The organism is Tumebacillus permanentifrigoris (assembly GCF_003148565.1).
GTDB lineage: Bacteria > Bacillota > Bacilli > Tumebacillales > Tumebacillaceae > Tumebacillus > Tumebacillus permanentifrigoris.
The window spans coordinates 53,627-72,348 of the sequence record NZ_QGGL01000016.1; the positions used below are offsets into that span (position 1 = coordinate 53,627).

Annotated in this window: 16 protein-coding genes; 1 reads left to right on the forward strand and 15 read right to left on the reverse strand. The window is 56.5% G+C overall.

Annotation, left to right across the window (positions count from 1 at the left end; all coding sequences use genetic code 11):
- Window positions 1–41 precede the first annotated feature (41 nt).
- From C7459_RS17120 to yabG, 14 genes are all read right to left on the reverse strand, one after another.
- The gene (locus C7459_RS17120) at window positions 42–677 is read right to left on the reverse strand and encodes a 50S ribosomal protein L25 (protein WP_109690506.1); all 636 of its coding nucleotides are present in this window, start codon (window positions 675–677) and stop codon (window positions 42–44) included.
- A gap of 110 nt (window positions 678–787) precedes the next feature.
- Complete coding sequence (locus tag C7459_RS17125) at window positions 788–1,747, reverse strand: ribose-phosphate diphosphokinase (protein WP_109690507.1); 960 nt, start codon at window positions 1,745–1,747, stop codon at window positions 788–790.
- Window positions 1,748–1,765: 18 nt separating this feature from the next.
- Entirely contained in the window at window positions 1,766–3,151 is a 1,386-nt protein-coding gene (glmU, locus tag C7459_RS17130) for a bifunctional UDP-N-acetylglucosamine diphosphorylase/glucosamine-1-phosphate N-acetyltransferase GlmU (RefSeq protein ID WP_109690508.1), read from the reverse strand.
- Window positions 3,152–3,402: 251 nt separating this feature from the next.
- Complete coding sequence (gene spoVG / locus C7459_RS17135; RefSeq protein ID WP_109690509.1) at window positions 3,403–3,684, reverse strand: septation regulator SpoVG; 282 nt, start codon at window positions 3,682–3,684, stop codon at window positions 3,403–3,405.
- A 200-nt stretch (window positions 3,685–3,884) separates the two neighbouring features.
- On the reverse strand, window positions 3,885–4,265 hold the full coding sequence (locus tag C7459_RS17140) for a RidA family protein (protein ID WP_109690510.1): 381 nt from the start codon (window positions 4,263–4,265) through the stop codon (window positions 3,885–3,887).
- Window positions 4,266–4,278: 13 nt separating this feature from the next.
- Window positions 4,279–5,094, reverse strand: a complete 816-nt coding sequence (purR, locus tag C7459_RS17145; RefSeq protein ID WP_109690511.1) for a pur operon repressor — start codon at window positions 5,092–5,094, stop codon at window positions 4,279–4,281.
- A gap of 74 nt (window positions 5,095–5,168) precedes the next feature.
- Window positions 5,169–6,017, reverse strand: a complete 849-nt coding sequence (ispE, locus tag C7459_RS17150) for a 4-(cytidine 5'-diphospho)-2-C-methyl-D-erythritol kinase (RefSeq protein WP_109690512.1) — start codon at window positions 6,015–6,017, stop codon at window positions 5,169–5,171.
- A 132-nt stretch (window positions 6,018–6,149) separates the two neighbouring features.
- Complete coding sequence (gene cphA, locus C7459_RS17155) at window positions 6,150–8,795, reverse strand: cyanophycin synthetase (protein WP_109690513.1); 2,646 nt, start codon at window positions 8,793–8,795, stop codon at window positions 6,150–6,152.
- Window positions 8,792–9,613, reverse strand: coding sequence for a cyanophycinase (locus C7459_RS17160; RefSeq protein ID WP_109690514.1), 822 nt, complete (start codon window positions 9,611–9,613; stop codon window positions 8,792–8,794). The genes cphA and C7459_RS17160 overlap by 4 nt, the downstream gene beginning before the upstream one ends.
- Before the next feature lie 158 nt (window positions 9,614–9,771).
- Window positions 9,772–9,954 carry a small, acid-soluble spore protein, alpha/beta type gene (locus C7459_RS17165; RefSeq protein ID WP_109690515.1) on the reverse strand — a complete coding sequence of 61 codons (183 nt, stop codon included), beginning with the start codon at window positions 9,952–9,954 and terminating at the stop codon, window positions 9,772–9,774.
- Window positions 9,955–10,063: 109 nt separating this feature from the next.
- A complete protein-coding gene (locus tag C7459_RS17170) occupies window positions 10,064–14,599 on the reverse strand; it encodes an SdrD B-like domain-containing protein (protein ID WP_170119523.1) in 4,536 nt (1,511 codons plus the stop codon).
- A gap of 25 nt (window positions 14,600–14,624) precedes the next feature.
- A complete protein-coding gene (locus C7459_RS17175) occupies window positions 14,625–15,290 on the reverse strand; it encodes a class D sortase (protein WP_170119524.1) in 666 nt (221 codons plus the stop codon).
- Between the two features lie 254 nt (window positions 15,291–15,544).
- Window positions 15,545–15,826: a biofilm formation stimulator Veg gene (gene veg / locus C7459_RS17180; protein WP_109690518.1), complete on the reverse strand. Its 282-nt coding sequence runs from the start codon at window positions 15,824–15,826 to the stop codon at window positions 15,545–15,547.
- A gap of 188 nt (window positions 15,827–16,014) precedes the next feature.
- Window positions 16,015–16,875 carry a sporulation peptidase YabG gene (yabG, locus tag C7459_RS17185; protein ID WP_109690519.1) on the reverse strand — a complete coding sequence of 287 codons (861 nt, stop codon included), beginning with the start codon at window positions 16,873–16,875 and terminating at the stop codon, window positions 16,015–16,017.
- Window positions 16,876–16,969: 94 nt separating this feature from the next.
- Here yabG and C7459_RS17190 point away from each other — a divergent pair, with 94 nt between their 5' ends.
- On the forward strand, window positions 16,970–17,776 hold the full coding sequence (locus tag C7459_RS17190) for a glycosyltransferase family 2 protein (RefSeq protein ID WP_170119525.1): 807 nt from the start codon (window positions 16,970–16,972) through the stop codon (window positions 17,774–17,776).
- Here C7459_RS17190 and C7459_RS17195 read toward each other — a convergent pair.
- Window positions 17,771–18,706, reverse strand: a complete 936-nt coding sequence (locus C7459_RS17195; protein WP_109690521.1) for a DHH family phosphoesterase — start codon at window positions 18,704–18,706, stop codon at window positions 17,771–17,773. The genes C7459_RS17190 and C7459_RS17195 overlap by 6 nt on opposite strands.
- Window positions 18,707–18,722: the final 16 nt, after the last annotated feature.

An 18,722-nucleotide genomic window follows, 5' to 3' on the forward strand; every position in this document is an offset into this window, starting at 1 on the left:
GTCCCCGTATGGGAACATGTCTTTTTTTCGCGCTGGATTGCTTAGACCTTGGTTTCCTTGCCCTTGCCTTCGGTGTCGTGGACGAGTTCTGGTTCCTTGGGCTCGATCTCGGTTTCCGGTTCTGGGTTTTTCGCTTCGATCGCCATCGCGATCACTTCGGTCAGGTCGTGCTCAAGCGCGACGTTTTGCGGCAGTTTCAGATCGCCACAGGTGGAGTTCTCCCCGACTTCGAGGGTCGAGATGTTGTGCAGGATGTACTCTGGCACTTGCGTCGGCAGGCAGCGGACGGTGACTTCGCGCAGGAGTTGTTGGATGACCGCGCCGCGCTTTTCCACCGCTTCCAGCCCGTCGAGGATCAGTTGCACATCGACGGAGATCGGTTCCCGCAAGTTGACGGCGTGCAGGTCGATGTGGATCGGGCGGCGGTTGATCATGTCGCGCTCGACTTCGTTGATCATCGCGGAGATCGTGCCCGAGCCATCGAGTTGGATATCGACCAACACTTTGCCATGATTGCGGAGTTGCTTAAACGATTCGCCCTTGATGTAGATCGGAGTCGGCGCCTGTTCTCTTCCATAGACGATCCCCGGAATGTCGCCCACGGCGCGGATGCGGTTGCGTTCGCCCTTGGTCATCGCGGTGCGTCTGTGTGCTTCCAATGTAATGCGGTCTGCCATCAGTAAGAGTCCCTCCCGGAATACGGTCTGTACGTGCATACTTGGTCAGGATGTCCACTTTTGGGCAAAATAAAACACGGCCTGCAAACTACAGGCCGTGTGGTGTCCACTTATTCCTTGTCAAAAAGCGTCGAAACCGACTCTTCCTCATGGATGCGGATGATCGCATCGCCGATCAACGGAGCGATCGAGAGCGTGGTCAGCTTGGTGCAGCCGTTGCGCTTCTCCTCGTCGACTTTGATCGAGTTGGTGACGACGACTTCCTTGATCACGGAGTCTTGCAGGCGTGTCATCGCCGGGCCCGAGAGCACCGGATGTGTGCAGCAGACGTAGACTTCACGGCAACCGTGTTCCATCAGGTATTTTGCACCTGCTGTGATCGTGCCGCCCGTGTCGATCATGTCGTCGATCATGATCGCAATTTTCCCCTTGATGTCTCCAATGACATTCATCACTTCGGAGACGTTCGGCTCCGGGCGACGCTTGTCGATGATCGCAATCGATGCGCCCAGACGGTCTGCCATGCCGCGTGCGCGCGTGACGCCGCCCATGTCTGGCGAGACGACGACGATGTCCTCTAAGCCCTTGTGCGAGAAGTAGTCCGCGAGGATCTTCTCGCCCAGCAGATGATCGACCGGGATGTTGAAAAAGCCCTGAATTTGACCTGCATGCAGGTCCATCGTAATCACACGACCTGCACCTGCCGTCGACAGCAAGTCTGCGACCAGCTTCGCCGTGATCGGCTCGCGGGCGCGGGCTTTGCGGTCTTGGCGCGCATAGCCATAGTACGGGATGACCACGTTGATCGACTTCGCAGAAGCGCGCTTGAGCGCATCAATCATGATCAGGAGTTCCATAAGGTGTTCGTTTGCAGGTGCCGAGGTCGGCTGTACGAGGTAGACGTCACAACCGCGCACGCTCTCGGTGATCTTCATTCGAATTTCGCCATCGCTAAAGCGAATTACGCTTGCGTTGCCAAGGGGCACACCTACGTGATGGGCGATTTCTGCAGCCAGTTCCGGATTCGCATTGCCGGTGAAAATCTTCAACTTCGCATCGCTATATCCCATTTTCGCGCAAGCTCCTTACTACTCTTTTTGATCCCGCAAGCGGGCTTTCAATTTGTCGGTGTAGCCTTCTTTGGTGGTTTGACGCTCACGAGCAACGGCCAGCGCTCCGTCTGGCACGTTGTCGGTGACTGTCGAACCGGCCGCCACATACGAGTTGCTGCCAATCGAGATCGGCGCGACCAAGTTCGAGTTGCACCCGATGAACGTGTTGTCGCCCACCACGGTCTTGTGCTTGTGGAACCCATCATAGTTGACGGTGATCGTGCCACAGCCGACGTTGATGTTCTCACCGAATTCCGCATCGCCGATGTACGACAGGTGCGAAACTTTGGTGCCGGCACCGATCTTGGCGTTTTTCACCTCGACAAAGTCGCCGATCTTGGCGTTGGCGCCGATGTGCGCCTTCGGACGCAGGTACGCAAACGGGCCGACGGTCGCTCCGGTCTCAACCACACAATCGGTGAGCACGGAGTGCTTGATCTCGACATCATCCGCGACTTGCGCGTTCGTCAGATGCGAGTTCGGGCCGACGACACAGCCGGAGCCGATCGCCGTGTTGCCTTCAAGAACGGTGCCCGGCAGAATCACCGTGTCGCTGCCGATGGTCACGCCAGCATCGATGTAGGTGTTCTGCGGGTCGATCAGCGTGACGCCGTTCATCATGTGCAACTGGGCGAGGCGTTCACGGATGATCGCATTGGCGACCGCCAACTGTGCGCGGTTGTTGATGCCGTGAATTTCCTTGGCATCGCCCGTGATGTACGCCGTGACGATCTGCCCCTCGTGGCGGAGCACTTCGAGGCAATCTGTCAGGTAGTATTCACCTTGGGCATTTTGGTTATCAATCTTCGACAGCGCCGCGAACAGCAAGGCGTTGTCGAACAGATAGACGGAGGAATTGATCTCGCGAATCTGACGTTCCTCATCGGAGGCGTCCTTCTCCTCGACGATGCGCAGGACGTTGCCGTCCGCATCGCGGATGATGCGGCCGAGGCCAAACGGATTGCTCGCGACCGCCGTGAGCACGGTGACCGCCGCACCTGTTGCTCGGTGATGTTCCTGCATCGCACGCAGCGTCTCGCTGCGGATGATCGGAGTATCCCCTGCGCAAATCAGCGTGGTGCCCTCCGAGCCTTCCAGCATCGGGCGCGCCATCATCACCGCATGCGCTGTGCCGAGCTGCTCCTCTTGGACCGCATATTCGCGATCCCCCAGAGCTGCCATCACTTGCTCCTTGAGCTTGCCGACGACGACGATCTGTCGCTCCACACCGGTCTCGGTCAGCGTATCCAGAATGTGCTGGATCATCGGCTTTCCGCAGATCGGATGCAAGACTTTGTGCGTGTTGGATTTCATCCGTGTGCCCTGACCAGCCGCCAGAACGACCGCAAAGGTCCCTGCCATATCCATCCTCCTGTCTGGGGTTTCTTCTATCTATAGGTATAAAAAACGGATTTTCAAAGCGTATCCCTTTCACACTATATCTTAAAGGAATATTTCTTTCAACCGCGTTCACAGGATCGTGAGAAAGTTTCGGGAAGCCTTTGAATATCGACGGAATCGGTGTTCGTTTTCAACAGACAAAAAGACGTCTCCGGCCAGCGGGGGGCTCGGCCTTAGACGTCTTTTTGGATACGTATGTGTTTTATAACGAACTACGCGATCGTCGCTTCTTCTTCCGCGTCTTCGGTGCGGTTGAAGACATCCAGGACCGCGTCTTGGATTTTCTGACGGGTCTCGGAAGAGATCGGGTGCGCAATGTCGCGGAATTCGCCGTCCGGCGTGCGTTTGCTCGGCATCGCAACGAACATACCGTTGTTGCCGTCGATAACGCGAATATCGTGGACTACGAACTCATTGTCAATCGTGATCGATGCAATTGCTTTCATACGACCTTCGGTGTTCATTTTACGAAGTCTGACATCAGTGATTTGCATCACGGTTCACCTCTTCACCCATTTATGTTTGTACGTGTTGCCTAACTTAATCTTATAATATCACAATTCAGTGCTTAATGTCTGCATATTCAGCAATATTTCATAAGAAAATTTTCGCATTCACTATTGTTTCATTACTTCGCCCTGTAGCCAAGTAATAAAAAACGCTCCCCCAAGGCTTGGGAGAGCGTTTTTCAGGCTTATTTCGTGATGGCCACGAGGTCGATTTCCACGCCGACATCCTTCGGCAGGCGTGCGACTTGTACGGTCGAACGCGCCGGGCGATGGTCGCCAAAGTACTGTGCGTAGACTTCGTTGATCTCGCCAAATTGGTTCATGTCCGCGATGAAGACGGTTGCTTTGACCACGTCGTTCAGCGAGGAACCCGCCTCTGCGAGCACCGCTTGCAAGTTCTTGAACACTTGGTGCGTCTGTTCTTGGATCGGGCCGGTCAGCAGCTCGCCGTTGGGCAGGAGCGGGATCTGACCCGAGGTGAAGATCATGTTGCCAGCCTTGATCGCTTGGCTGTACGGGCCGATCGCGGCCGGTGCGTTGGTGGTTGCGATGATTTGCTTTTCCATGTGAAAAAACCTCCTATGCAAAATACGTCCCTGGCGTGATCGCCACTTCGCGCGTCGCCTCGTTCATCTCGGAGAGCGTCGCGAGTGAGACGTAGTTGTCGATCATCTTGTCTAACGGGTCGATCGTCGAGATGAAAACGCCCACGCCGACCACTTCAACCTGAAACTCGCGCATCAGATCTGCGAGCGCTTTCGCCGTGCCGCCAGCCTTCATAAAGTCATCGATGATCAAGACTTTGGTGCGCTCCGGCAACGAGCGGCGGGAGAGCGACATCGTCTGGATGCGGCGCGACCCCGACACGTAATTGACGGAGACAGACGACCCCTCGGTGACTTTGTGGTCGCGGCGCACGATGACCATCGGGACGTTCAAGTACTTCGCCGTGGCGACGGCGAGCGGGATGCCCTTGGTCTCCACGGTGACGACGAACTCGGCACCGGCTTCCCGGAAGCGGCTGGCAAACATCTTGCCCGCCGTGTCGAGCACATCCGTTTGACCCAATACGTCCGACATGTACAGAAACCCGCCCGGCAAAATGCGATCGCCGCTGCACAGCCGCTGTGCGACTTGTTGTACGAACTGCTCCGCGAGATCAGCGCGCAGCCCTGGCACATAGCGCACACCGCCCGCTGCCCCCGCCTGGGTCTCCAACGTGCCCAACCCTTCAGCTTCCATCACATCCCGAATGATCGCCAAGTCCTCACTGAGCGACGACTTCGCGGAGGCGAGCTTTTCCGCCATCTCGGTCAACGACAGCACGCGGTGCGGGTGTTCCAGGAGAATCTGCGTCAGCCGCACGATGCGCTCACTGCGTCGCATTTTACTCACAAGCTTATCCCCTTCCAAAACACGAACATTGATACAAGAAATATATCACTTCTTTCGTGTTTGTGGCAACTGATCTAGAAAAAGCGGCAGAGGTACACCTCGCGTGAGAATCCGCGCAGGGCGTTGCAAATTCGGATCGCCTTCTGTTCGCGCTCGACGAGGGCGAACAGCGTCGGTCCGCTGCCAGACATCAGCGCCCCTTGGGCACCGAACTTCAGAAGTTGCAATTTCAAACGCTCAACTTCTGGGTACATCGCGAACGTGACATTCTCCAGCACGTTGCCGAGCTTCGAGGAGATCTGCTTGACGTCTCCCGTGAGCAACGCCTGCATCATGCCCGCTGTGTCGGGGTGGTGAACGATCTGATCGGCGCGCAATTTGCCGTAGACATCGGCGGTCGAGACGGCGATCGGCGGTTTGACCAGCACGACCCACGTCGGAGCGACATTGGGCAAGCGCTCGATGAGTTCGCCTCGCCCACGCGCGATCGCGGTGCCGCCGTAGATGCAGAACGGCACGTCAGAGCCGATTTTCGCGCCTAGCAGGGCGAGTTCATCGAGCGAGAGGCCGAGGCCCCACAGACGGTTCAGCCCGCGCAGCGTGGCGGCGGCGTCACTGGAACCACCTGCCAGTCCGGCTGCGACCGGAATGCGTTTTTCGATATGAATATGGATGCCCTTCGAGACACCATACGTCTCCTTCATCAGCTGGGCTGCTTGGTAGACGAGGTTCCGTTGGTCTAGCGGTATGTACGGAGCCGTACAGTTCAGCACGATCTCGCTGTCAGACCGCTCAGTGAATTGGAGATGGTCAGACAGATCGACCGTCTGCATCACCATCTCCACCTCATGATAGCCGTCGGGACGCTTGTAGTGGACGTCGAGGGTCAAGTTGATTTTCGCTTGTGCTTTTTCCGTCAACATGGGCTTGCATGACCTACCTTTTGGAGTAGCGTTCGTTCAAATTGATTTCGTAACAACTTCAATAGGGTAGGCCAATTTCCTGCCACAGAACGTGAAAAAAAGCGTGAAACACGCTTTTTTTCACGCCGCCCTTTAGACTTTGGCGTACTTCAGCGACATATGCGAAACGGAGACCGCCTCGTGCCTCCTCAAAACGTCCATCACCGGAGCCAGTTTTTCATAGAAGACCACGACCAATTCCCCGTCTTGGAGATCGGACAGCGCCGCTTCCAAGGCGTGTACTTCGTTGTGGATCACCCGGCACTCCTTATCGGGTGAGACGCTCTGGATCGCACGCTCCAACAGATTCGCCACCTCGCCCGGACGACGTCCGCGCAGATCGACATCCTCCTTGACGAACAGCCGATGGAATCCGTTCGCCGCCGCTCGTCCAGACTCGCTGACGATGTCGTCGTTGCGATCGCCCGGCACCCCCACCACCCCTGTGACGCGGACGTTTGGCAAGCGGCCCGCCATCTCACAGATCGCTTGGAAGGCATGCGGGTTGTGTCCATAGTCAACCAGCACATAGGAGTTGCGCACTTGGTAGAGGTTGACGCGCCCTGGGTTGTGTACATCGCTGCGGAATTGGCGCAGCGCCGTGGCGATTTTTTCCCGTGTCATGCCGTGGGCGCGGCAGGCTGCGATCGCCGCCATCGCGTTTTGGACATGGAAGTGGGCGGCGCCAAGCATCGTCACGGGGATCTCTTCGGCGCGCAACACGCGGCGGGCATGTTCTCCACGGGCTTCCATGATCCAACCGTCCTTGAAAAAGTAGCCGGTGCCACCCTCTGAGAGGTGGCGTTTCAGAACGCGCGAGTTCGGGTGTAGCGTGAAATAGACAAACTTGCGTCCGGCACGGTGGCGCGGCTTCATGTTGCGTGGCAGGTTGGCGAGAATCGGATCGTCAGCGTTCAAGATCACGGTGCCGCCCGGACGCACGCGTTCGGTGACCAGCGACTTGACTTGGATGAGATCCTCGACCGTCTCAATCCCGTCACAGCCGAGATGATCCGGCTGGATGTTCGTGATGATCCCGACATCTGCCCAGTCAAAACCAAGCCCGGCGCGCACGATGCCGCCGCGGGCCGTCTCCAACACCGCGACATCGATGCCCGGATCGCTCAGAATCGCACGGGCGGAACGCGGGCCGGTCGTGTCGCCTTTGGCAATGCACTTGCCATTGATATAGATGCCATCCGTCGACGTCATGCCGACCGTCTTGCCCGTCGCTTGTATGACATGCCCGATCATCCGGGTCGTCGTCGTCTTGCCGTTGGTGCCTGTGATCGCGATCACGGGAATCCTCGATGGGTGGTTGGCCGGGTAGAGCATGTCGACGATCGCCTCCCCCACGTTGCGCGGATCGCCAAATGACGGGCTCTCGTGCATGCGGATGCCCGGCGCTGCGTTCACTTCGATCACACAGCTGTTGAGTTCATCGAACGGTTCCGCGATATGCGGGCAGACGAGGTCGATCCCGCAGATGTCCAGCCCCACGATGCGCGCGGTGCGCACGCAGACTTCTGCAATCGTCGGGTGGATGTCGCCCGTTACATCGATCGCGATCCCGCCTGTGGAGAGGTTGGCGTTGTCGCGCAGGATGACGATCTCGCCCGCATGCGGCACATCGGAGAATTGACGGCCCTCACGTGCGAGCACGTTGTGCATCACATCATCGATTTTGATCTTGGTCAGCGGTGCTTCATGCCCATCGCCACGGCGCGGGTCTTGGTTTTCCTGTTCAATCAATTCACGGATCGTATGAGTGCCATCGCCTGTGATATGTGCAGGCATGCGTTCGGCTACGGCGGCCACTTGTTCGCCGACGACCAGCACGCGGTAGTGACGTCCTTCGAGGAAACTTTCCACGATCACCGCTTCGGAGTAGCCCTGTGCGATGCGAAACGCCTCGCGAACTTCTTGCTCGGTGACGAGATTCAGCGAGACACCCTTGCCTTGGTTGCCATCGAGCGGTTTGACGACGACGGCGCGTTCAATCCCCCGAAATTCCTGCACCGCTTCGTCCTCGGTGTACGCGACACCGCCAAAAGGCACCGGGATCGCCGCGAGGTCGAGCATCTGCTTGGTCAGTTCTTTGTCACAAGCGATGTCAACCCCGATACAGGAGGTGCGCTCCGTGATCGTCGCTTGGATGCGTTTCAGATAGCGGCCGGTGCCGAGTTGAATCAACGAGCCCGTGTTCAAGCGGTAGAAAGGGATGCCCCGCTTTTGCGCCGCTTCCACCAGCGCTTTGGTCGACTGGCCCAGACCTGTGCGTCCCGCCTGTCGCTTCGCCTCTTCCAACTCGGGTTCCCAGTTATAGGACTCCCCGCGCGTGAGAGCCTCGACCAGCGCAAACGCGGTGCGCAGCAGATGCGCCATGCCCGCTTCGTTGGTACACTCGACAAATACATCGTAGACTCCCTCTGCAGCAGAGGTTGTCTTGCCACGATTGGCACCGATCCCAACAAGTTCGGCCATCTCAAGCGCCACATGTTCGATGACGTGTCCGATGTAGGTCCCTTCGTCCAATCGCTCGACAAAGCCACCTGGCTCGCCCTTGGCGCAGTGGTGATTGCGCAATCCAGGGAAGAACTCAAGCAACTTTTGATTAAGTCCTGCGAATTCGTAGGACTCCTTGCCTGCGCATTCTTGCAGATCTATGCGCATCACCATCGCCGGGAGATGCGAGTAGAGATTCGGTCCTGAGATGTACCGAATATCCTCGATTTTCATTCGTTGTCCACTCCTCGTTGTCTTGCAATCGTGGTCCGATCGCGCAAGTGAAAGCCGTAACCGCTCGGCAAGATGTGCACGTTGATCCCGCACAACGCCAAGTCATCGCCTGCCCGCACATCTTCGATATTGGAATGGGTGAGTTGGCCCGCGTCGATCACGTTGATCGCGCCAGTTCCGATGACTTGAAACTCCAGACCGTCGACGATCATCGCCGTGTTCTCATCGATGCCAAGGCCCAGATGGTGCGGATACTGCGCCACGGCAGAGAACAAACGTCCGAAGCGCCCGCGTTGGGCAAAGTGCTGGTCGATGACCACGCCTGAAATAAACTCCATCCCCGGAGCCATCTCGACGATGCCGATCTTGGGATTCGTCTCACTGACGCCCGAGACGATCATCGTGCTCGACATCATCGACGCCCCCGCGCTGGTACCCGCCAGCAACAGACCGGACTCAAAGCGTTCATGCAGCGCCGCGTCCATTTTCGTGCCCCCGAGGAGCTTGGTGACGCGAACCTGATCGCCACCTGTGAAAAAAACGCAGGTCGCGTCTTCGATCGCTTTGATTGCACTGTTGGCATTGGCCGCCTCGCGAGTCGAGACGTCAAACATCCGCACATCCGCAACACCGATCCGGTCAAACACTTCGATGTATTCGGCTCCGACATCAATGGGGAGTTCCGTCGCGACAGTCATCACGACGATGCGCGCATGTTTGCCGCCTGCGAGGCGGACCACTTCACGGAGGATTGTCATGTCGTGCTTTTTGTCCTCCGCACCGCCGATGATGACCAATTTACCACGTCGTGTACTCAATCCGCTTTGCCTCCTCGCTTGGGTACGTTTCAAGTGTGCGTGGGCTTGGAAACTCTGCTGGAAATAGTGCCTCAGGATGTAAGTCTTCCCTCTTATCCCCAGCGCTTATTCATGATTTCATGGAAAGACCAGAGCCAGTTCGCGCTCTGGTCAAGGAATTACCGCTCTTGGTCGGCCATCGCTCGTTCTGCGATCTGCAGGGCTCGTTTGACCATGTTTCCCGCGTCCTTCGCTTTGATACCGCCCCAGCCTTCCTTTTGGACGGTTTCGTAGATGCCCATCTCCTTGGCGATCTCATACTTCAGGTGTTCCGACATCACGCCACGACGCTTGCGTCCCATGATGGAATCCCTCCTTGTCACCTTTGAGGTACGCGGGTAGTATGCCCAGACAAAACAAAAAGCGTCCTCCTGCAGGGAACCCTGCTAGAGGACGCTTTTTTGTCTGCGATTATCTGGCGTACTTGCGGATCAGAAGCAAGCCGCCGGCCAACAGGAAGAGCACCCATCCCACCACTTGCAGGAGCGACTCCTGCTCACCCGTTTGCGGGAGCATCTGGTGACCATTCCATCCACCTACTCCCGGCTTTGCAGGAGTAGCCGGATTCCCCGAGTTGACCGGGTCAGGGGTTCCCGGATTGCCCGATGGAGCAGGAGTACTCGCATCGTCCGTTTTGACGAGTCCGGCGTCAATCGAGAGATTCGCCTCCCCTTCACCCAAGGTGATCTGCTGGGTCCAACCTGTCGCGGCAGCATTGGAGTCCGACTGAGCGTCTCCGCTGGCCTCCGCGACCGTGAACGCGTATCCGACTGGTGCGATAAGTTTCAATCGGTACTCGCCCTTTGGCAAGTCGGCAAACAGATACATGCCCGGCTGGCCCGAATCTCCGCTGGTCAAGGCGGTGGACAGCAGCGTACCACTCTCGTCGTACAACTGAACGGTCACCCCGTTCAGGCCGCTTTCTCCTGCCTCCTGAATTCCATTTGCATTCGTGTCAAGCCATACGCGATCACCGAGTTTGCCAAGCGCGTTCGGCTTCTTGCCTGGGAGCAGACCGGCATCGACAGACAGGATGTTCTCTCCGAGACCCAGCAGGAGGGTCCCGGTACGTCCGGTTGCTGGATCGACGTCCGAATCTCGTTCCATAGAGTCGCCTTTGCGGGCTTCTGTGAACGAATCGGTCGCAGGCAGTTTGAATCGGACTTGGTAATTCCCCGGATCGAGGTTATCGAAAAGGTAATACCCCGGTTTTCCATCGTGGTCAGCCGTTACAACGGAGCTGACCCGTTCGTTTTTGGCGTTGTACAGCTCAACGGTAATACCATTTCGACCTTTCTCACCGGCGTCCTGTACCCCGTTGGCGTTCGCATCGTTCCAGACTCGATCGCCCAGACTGCCTTTTGTCAGCGTCGAGAGACCGCCAGGCCAAGGGATGTAGACCCCCGCATCGATCGTGTCGAGGTTCTCGCCCGGCAGGAGGGTCAGGAGTTCTGTCCACCCTTGTGTATCCGCATCCGAGTCCTTGTCTTTCTGCGCACCTACGTGCTTGCTCGTGAGTGCATACGGCACGAGGAATTTTACATAATAGTTGCCCGTCGTCAAATTATCGAACAGATAATAACCAGCCGCACCTGCACGGTCGGCGGTGACGGTTTGCGCGACGAGCACCTTTTGATCGTTATACAGTTGAACCTTCACTTGATTCAAGCCTTTTTCAGTCGGATCTTGAATCCCGTTGTTGTTCATATCCATCCATACGAAATCGCCAATCGACCCCACAGGCAGTTTGACGAGACCCGCGTCAACCTTCAAATTCTCTTCGCCTTGTACCAGTGTGATCGTATCGGTATACCCCGTGTCCGGGTTAACGTCTGAGTCGAGGCTGGTGATCGCTCCTTGATTCTTTGGCACAAATCCATACGCGGTCGACGGTAACGCGACCTTGACTTTGTACGTACCTGGGTTCAGCTTTCGGAAATCATAATAGCCGTCTTGGCCGTTGTTCGTGGCGGTCGTCGTCGTGGACAACAACAGACCCGCTCCGCTATACAACTCGACTTTCAGTCCGTTCATGCCGGTTTCAGCGGCATCCTGTTGCCCGTTGCCATTGGCATCGAGCCATACGTAGTCACCGAGAACCGCTTTTTTCAGAACCAATCCGGCGTCGACAGCATGGTTTTTCTCACCGTCTGTGAGCGTGATCAAACCGGTGGTCCCGTTTGCAGGATTGGCGTTCGAGTCTTTTTCGGGGTCTGCTCCTACACCCGCTGCCGTCACGCCTTCATAGGTAGCCGAAGGGCGGAACACGATATAGTAGTTCCCCGCGTCGAGGTTCGGGAACAGATAGTATCCCGGATTCCCCGCGAAGTCGTTACCTGTAAGCGTTTCGGAGAGCTTCGTGCCCCCTTCGCTATACAATTCCGCCTTGACGCCATTCACACCCGGTTCGGCGGCGTCTTGGAGGCCGTTCTCGTTTTGATCCAGCCATACATAGTCACCGATTTCGGCCTTCGGGCTCGCCAGAATTTTGATGCCGATCTTGAGCGGCTCGGACGGCAGAACCGACCCGCCGCCTGCTTTGTCCATCTTGTACCCGAAGGAGTTCCAAGCGAGTTCACCGCCGGTCGGTGCTCCTACCGGCGCCACCATCGGCCACTCAAACGTCATGCTGTCTAGCGGATCGATGACGTAGTTGTCATCGAACACAAATTTGATGGCGGTGACAGACGTCAGGTCCTGTGGCGGTTCTTGCGACCACACCCCGTTGTCTGCGCCCGTCGTGGCGTTCATGGTGACCCCGGTTGTCGTGGAATAGTACGGCGTCACGTAACTCGGAACGACGACCGGCCCCGTCAAGAGCGGACCCCACTGACTGCTGCGTCCGACCGAGCCATTCAAGACCGCATTGTCACCGATGCGAGCAAACGTGTTGACGATCGTCAATTTGTTGGTGGCGATATTCCCGACATTCAAAATTTTCAATCGGTACATCGCGCTGCCTCCGGGCGCTGTCAAACCGCTGTCGGGGTATTTGCTCCAGTCGCTGTCCAGTTCGCCCTTCACCAACATTTCAGATTGCAGCGCGACATCCTCATTCACATTCACGCCCACCACTTGGAGGAGTGAATAAACGCCATCGCTCGGGACGCAGCTCGGGCATTTTTTATTGTTGAACTTGGTATCATTCAGGTACTTCGAAGAGAGGACCTGGAACCGATTCGCAATCGACTGCTGTTTCGTTCCAGCTTTGAGCTTGGCGTCGAACGATATGCTGATCGTCTCACCGATTTGCAAGTTACCCGGATTGGCATCATCCCAAGCCCATGTCAACTTGGTTGTGCCGTCCGCTTGAGGAACCGCCGTAAATGTCGGAGCCGAAGCCATGCCTGCAGGCTTGGTGATCGTCCAAGTGTCCGGCTGGTATTCAAATTCTGCGGGAAGCAGATCGACGAGGATTGGATTTTCCAATTTGTCGCTGCTGGTGTACGTCTCATTGGAAACTTTCAGCGTATACTTGGTGGTTTCCGTAGGAATCAAGGACGCTTTACTGCTGGTTTTTTCGAGTTTGAGCAAGGGGCGGCTGCTGACGATATCAACCCCAGAATTGCTCGTTGCCGTTTTGTTGATGCCGTTAAATTCATAGTCCAGCGTGACGTAGTTTTTCACCGTTTCCGTGGAGTCGGCCGGCACCACAAAGGTAGCGGGAACCTTGTACGTCATTTCAATCGGTTCACTTTGCACGAAATTGATCGGTAGCGTTCCGATGCGGAATTGAACTCCCTTGACGTTGCCCAGCGCTGTGGCATCCAACGAGGTCGGCGGCGAGGCGTTCACATGAGTCCAGAGGTTCCAATCTGCGCTGGTCGGGTTTTCGACGAGCGTGTAGTACACGTCATAGCTGCCGACCCCCGCAAAAGCAGCCGTTTTTACCGTCTGCAATCTAAAATCGATGGGCGTGCCGTTTACCGTTTTCGTCGGGGTCATATCTTGAATGACACCGGAGTTCAACGACAGATTCGCCTTGTTTTCGAGGCTTGCGATGTAAAACTTGACCGTCTGCCCTGGAGAGATTTCCCTTTGACCGGAATTCGTCCCTTTGGCAATGCTTGTGCCCAAGTCAAGTGGCGTGGTGACAAACCCATGCTTCACTTGAGCGGTGACCGTGGTCGGAGCTTTCCCAAGCGGCGTGTAGAGCGCTTCTGCTTGATTGGTCACCTCGGTGGCTGAGATCGAATCCGGATAATTCACGATCAACGTCACGCGTTTGCTGTCGCGCAGGTCGTCGTCGAGATGCCAGACCACCGTGTTATCCGGCCCCGGCGCTCCGCCATTGTCAGCGGAGACAAACACCGCGCCATCCGGTAATTTGTCGGTCACCACGATGTCTTTGAGATTCAATTTGCCAAGCGATGTAGAAGTCGTGAGGTCGCGGAACACGATCTCATACTGGACGTCGGAGCCTTTAAAAGGTTCAGGAAGAGGGCGGATTTTTTTCTTTTCAATCGTCCACTTTGCATCCGCTGTCGCCGTAACGGTGACTTCATTGGATTCCAGTTCAACAGGGGAGCCGTCAACGACGGCCTGATAGATGATTTTGCCCGTTGCAGCCGTTCCGTCTGGTGTCACGTAGTTTTCGAATTTGCCGTTTACAACCAGCTTGCCTGCGGAGCCGGCTGGCAAAACGCCATTTTTAAAGGCGAAAGTCACTTCTTTTCTGCCTGGAAAAGCAACGCTGTCCCCGACCGTACTCGACGTGTTGGTACTGTCCGTCTTGCTCGTATAGGTGACCCCTTCCGGCAAGGTAAACGTAATTTTCGGGTCTGTAAAGTTACTGACCGTGCTGGAGGCGCTGTAATTGATGATGTAGCTGAATTCTTCCCCAGCGGCTACGACAGGCTTGCTTGCCTCAAATTTCAAGATCAGACCTACGTCCACCGCATCGGCGGCTTTTGCGCTGAACGGAGTCAGCACTTGCATCACAAGCATGAAGATGAACATCAATACCAGAGGTTTATTTCTTGTCTTCCACGGTTGCAACTTGAGTTCCCCTTTCTTGGTCTAGCGTTGCTTTGACGATGAGTCGATGGGTTGGATTGCGCATCGGATGACAGGTGATCAGGGTCAAGTCCGCCTCGCCGGGCCGGGAATCCAGAACGCTCAGATCATCCGGGTCCACCAGATAGGACGCTTCAACGGAATAGGTAAACACTCCGTTGGCCGATTCGATCTCGATCAGGTCCCCGCGCTCCAATTCACCCAGACGGTTAAAATGCTTGCCGGGCTTCAAACTCCGATGTCCCGCCAGCACAAAATTCGTGGGTTCGCCTGGCAGCCTGTCCTCCTCCACCACACCGATGCCAACCTGCAACGGAAGTGGGTCGGCCCCTTTTAACAAGGGCTCATGCAAACCTACCTTGGCTATGGTGATCGACCCCATGACGGGAATCCCGTCGATATCCTTCCACAGCGCGTTCGGACGCTCTTGAGCAGAATGGGGCAACGGCGCATCTGTGGTCGCCCGGCTCTGAGCGGTCCAACCGGCCAAGAGCTCGTTCTGCTTTTGTTCCTGCATGATTTCATCGATGCGTGGTACAGCGATCATCAGGCTACCGACCACCAACAGGAGCCAGAGGATGATCGGAACGGCGCGGCTATGTTGCCAGACAGCCTTCAGCACAGACGTTTCCTCCCTGCTAGCTGGTTCTAGGCCTTTTATCCTATGTATTATAGTATATAAAATGATTCTGTACAAATTTTTCAACTCTTTTATGAGCTGAATTTTTGATATCATATTAATAGTAATTCATGGTATTGATCGTACTGTTGTAGGCACAAAAAACCACCCATGCCGATGGCGCAGGTGGTTTGGTAACGAAAAAAACTTCTCCCACGACGCCCTCTGGCGCACTGGAGAAGTTTTTCGTGGTTCATTTATGCATCGTGCCCATTGAGGGTTACACGTACTTGACCCTCATCACTGCAGACCATCAGTTCCACCGTGGAGGTGAGGATGTCTGCGTAGCTGTAGGAGACGCGCTTAAAGGAGTTCTCCTGGTCCAGCTTGATCACAAAAACAGAAGGGTATGTTTCTTCGAGAACGCCGGTGCGCTCGATGGTTTTGCGGCGTCCACCGTTGGCACGCAACAAGATCTTCTCACCTACGTGACGATCCAAATTGCGCTTAATCTCGTTCAGTGCGTTTTTCGCTGTCATACACACCACCTCTTTCCATCACTGAGTATAGCATGCATGACGAAGATTGTCAAATGGGGTTAATTATTATATCAGCGACCCGAAAAATCTGTCAATGGCTTTTATGTGGAATCTTGGCTACTTAAGTCGAGCTGAACTGTCAGAATGTTCTATCTGACTCCATTATTCTCTTTATTTTAACTTATTCCTTAATAAGGAGAGCGCGGCAACCCGATGCGATACTTGCCGCGTGTCTCCAAACCTCCCAGTCCGTCGGTGCCGGTGATCGTCGCTTTGACCACGTCGAAGATGTTCACCGTCTGGTTGATCGGCGTGTAGGCGATTTTTTCCGCGATGAAGACCGGGTCGAGCGCATGGATGAGGATGCGGTGCGGCGAGGAGGCGAAATTGGCCCCGGAATCGAGCAACGCTTCATAGTGCGACTGACAAGCCCCGGCAAAAATGATCAGGTCGTCAAAGGAGCGCTCGTAGCGACGCGCAGCACGCACCGCTTTGATGAAGTTCTCCGAGTTGCGGTAGTTGTACACGTTCGACAAGTCCTGTCCCTTGCGCAACAGGCCGTCATGCCCCGTCAGGATCAGGATGTCCGGGTGGTACTGCTCCAGAAAGTGCGGCAACACCTCTGCCATCCGCGCTTCGCTGACGTGGTGGCCGATCGCCGGGATGCGCAGCTCTTCATAGAACAGCAGGCACTTCTCTAAGTACGAGCCATCGCCGTCTATATGCAGAACCCGTCCCGGCTTCTCAAAAAAATCATGGCTCGCTCGAAATTTGGCGTCCGAGCGCAGCGAGCGCTTTTCCTCCTCGATCAGCCGGCGCATCCGAATCAAGCGCAAGGCGTCATCCTCTTCACGCCGGTAGCCGGCGGTATAGTCGCGAAGTTCTGTCTCCGTCACAGATTCCAGATCGGTCAACGGGGCATCGGCGAGCAGGCGGACTTCCATGCCTTTGAGGATCGCGACGTTTTGGCTGCGGTCGATTTCCACGATGTGAAAACAGATGTCTCGACCATACGACTTGCGGGAGACCAGCTCCCCGACCTTCCACATCTCAGTCCCTCCTTTTCAGTGCGTGATTATTGTATGACACCGCTCGCCAGATGGTCACTTGCCGCATATAGTAGGGAGACAGGAGGTGATGCTCGTGTTTGCCGTGATCCCTGCCCGCAATGAAGCCTCCCGCATCGCGTCTGCCATTCGCAACGTTCGACTCGCCGGAGCGACTCGAATTCTCGTGGTGGTCAACGGATGTCACGACGGCACGAGAGAGGTCGTCCACGCGTTGCAAGCGGGCGACCTGACGATGCTCACCTTCCGCGAGGCGCTCGGCGTCGACGTCCCCCGCGCCATCGGTGCCGCTTATGCGTACAGCCGTGGTGCCCGCCACGTGCTTTTTTACGACGGAGATCTGATTGGGCAACACCGCGATGAATTGGCGCGGCTGGTGCGCTCTGCGCAGCGTTTTGATGTGGACTTGGCGCTGACCGATACCTACGGCATCGCGCACGACGCACAGGAGGCTCGCGACACGCTGATCAGGCTGCGCTATGAACTCAACCACAAACTAGGCCTGTCCGCACGCCTCGGCCTCAGCAACCCTGCTCACGGCCCGCACATCGTGTCCCGGCGGCTGATGCGCGAAGTTCCGCTGGCCTACTTCGCCAAACCACCGCTGCTGCTGACCAGCGCCGTGCAACAAGGTCTGCACATCGACACCCTCGCCCACATCGCGCACGCGCGCCTCGGTTCTGCACACAAAGGCCCCGCCCATTATGAACGCATCCGTGAGACGATCATCGGAGACCTGCTCGAAGCGCTGTGCCTCACCCAAGACCGCCCGCCCTCGCGCGAGTTGCGCGGGCTTGCGTTCGATGGCTACAATTCAGAGCGCAGGTTTGATCTCTTGGAGCGCTTTGTGCAGTCGTTGCAAAAAAAGACTCCGCTCTTATGAGCGGAGTCTTTTTTCAAATGCCTTCACGATGTTCTGGAGCAGAATCTTGAGGTCGCCCTTCGCCCGGTAGCCCGCAAAAAGCGAATAGCCCCAGACGATTCCTTGATCCATCCCATCGACTGTGCGAAACACAGCGGCGGCGTCAAGTTTGTGCTTGATCGAGAGCTCTTGGCGGATGTACATCCGAATCTCCACTTCCTCGCCACGCGCATACCCGACCACCGATACATCGGCGCCGAGATCGAACAGCGCCCGAGCCGCGAAGGTCGGGATGTTCGAACCGATCTCCGTCACCATCACATGATAGCCGTCCATCTCATGGCGCTCCGCTTGGATCGCCGCTTGGCAGATCGCCCCGCGGTCGCGGCGTTCATCCGCCATGTAGAGGCTCTGAATCTCCTCATGCGTCAACCCACAGGTGTCCAGTATCTCCCCAAACGTGCGGAACGCTTCTGCGTCCCCTTTGTGGAAATTGATCGTGTCGGTCATGATCCCCGCCGCCAGCGCGAGGCCGGTTTTGCGATCCAGCGGGGCATCTAGTTCCTTCAATAGACGGTAGACCAGCTGGCAGGTTGACGACACCGGGTCATACAGACCCCCGAGCGCCAACTGCTGCAAGTCGTTCTGCGGATGATGGTCGACAAACCAAAACCGTTCCGGCATCGACTCCCGCAGTTGGACCGGTGAAGCCGCATCCACGACCACGACATGGAGATAGGAAGTGGTGTCTGGCGCGATGACCACAGGCAACTCCAATTCTTCAATCAGTCGGTGCGTATGGGTTGCCACCGCCTGCGGAACGCCGACATCTCCCCCGATGTAACGGGCGAGCGCATAGGCCGCTCCGATCGCATCGCTATCCGCTTGATCATGGCAGAGCAAGAGTGTATGCTCACCTTTCATTTTCGCGATCGTCTCAGAAAACTTCATGAAACCGTTGCACCAT